Here is a 1,064-nt window from a genome sequence, read left to right as displayed (position 1 = left end):
ATCCAGCCGGCCTCTGCTTCCGCCAGGCGCAGCACGCGCTCGAGCACGGCGTGGATGTTGAGCGGCTGGTGCGGGTGCGGCGGCGCCGGCGCCAGCAGGTCGTCGACCAGTTGCGTCAGGCGCGCGACCTCGGACTGGATCAGCGCCACCCGCGCCGCCCAGGAAGGCCAGCTCGATGCGCCGCAGCCGCAGCTGCTCGGCCTCGCCGCCAGCCGCGCCGGCGTCCGCCAGCGCCCGCCGCAACACGTCGCCATCCGCCTCCAGCGCCGCCAGCGGCTGGTCCAGCAGCATTGTGGGGCATGCGCCGGAGGGGTGCGAGGCGGCGCCCGGCGGGCGGGCACGCCCCGTCCCGGGCGCGGTGGAACCGGGTCGCCCGATCACTCCACCGGCGCCGACACCGGCGACGGCAGCCGGGTCAGCGCATGCAGGATCCGCAGGTCCTCCTCGTCGAGGTCGCTGGCGGCGTCGCCGCGGAAGCGCATGCGGTAGGAGCGCCGGGCGGCGGCGGCGGCGCGCCCGGATCGGGCCAGATGCCGAAGCCGGCCTCGGCCAGGCGGCGCCAGGGGAACAGCGGGCCCGGATCGATCTTGCGCCCGGGGGCGAGATCGGAGTGGCCGATGACGTGCGTGCGCGGGATGCGCTCGCGGCCGTCGTTGTCGAGTTCGATGCCGATCGAGGCGGAGTTGAGGTCGCTGATCTGGCCCCAGCGGCCGGCGCCGGCATGCCAGGCGCGGTGGGCGTCGGCGACGAGCTGGTAGATGCGGCCGTCGGCGCCGATCAGGTAGTGCGCGCTGACCCGCCCGCCGCTGTTGCGCGTGCGCAGGGTGTGCAGGCTGCGCTCGGCCGAGTCCTGCTCGGTGTAGTGGGCTCCGGGGCGCCTACTGGCGCGCGACCAGGGTCAGGCCGGTGTAGCTGCCGCTCAACAGGATGTAGTAGGTGCCCGACACCGGGGCGGTGAAGCGCACCGTTTCGGTGTTGCCGCGCCGCGCCGAGAAGCCGTCGTGGTCGCCGGCGCTCGGGATGCGGTCCACCGCCACGTACATCGACACGTCGCCGCTGCCGCC

The 1,064-nt window shown here is 75.3% G+C and carries 1 protein-coding gene and 2 pseudogenes; all 3 read right to left on the bottom strand.

All coding sequences use genetic code 11. From position 1 onward, the window contains the following. Window positions 1-149: pseudogene (locus Z164_RS22705) on the bottom strand (PAS domain-containing sensor histidine kinase); the annotation flags it as partial. A gap of 243 nt (window positions 150-392) precedes the next feature. Then, window positions 393-865, bottom strand: a pseudogene (locus Z164_RS23655) (N-acetylmuramoyl-L-alanine amidase); the annotation flags it as partial. 13 nt (window positions 866-878) lie between these two features. Next, window positions 879-1,064 (bottom strand): PPC domain-containing protein (locus Z164_RS21115; protein WP_043691091.1); only part of this gene is annotated, 186 nt, incomplete at its 5' end.

This window comes from Luteimonas huabeiensis HB2 (assembly GCF_000559025.1).
GTDB lineage: Bacteria > Pseudomonadota > Gammaproteobacteria > Xanthomonadales > Xanthomonadaceae > Luteimonas > Luteimonas huabeiensis.
This window is presented reverse-complemented; position numbering and strand designations above follow the sequence as displayed.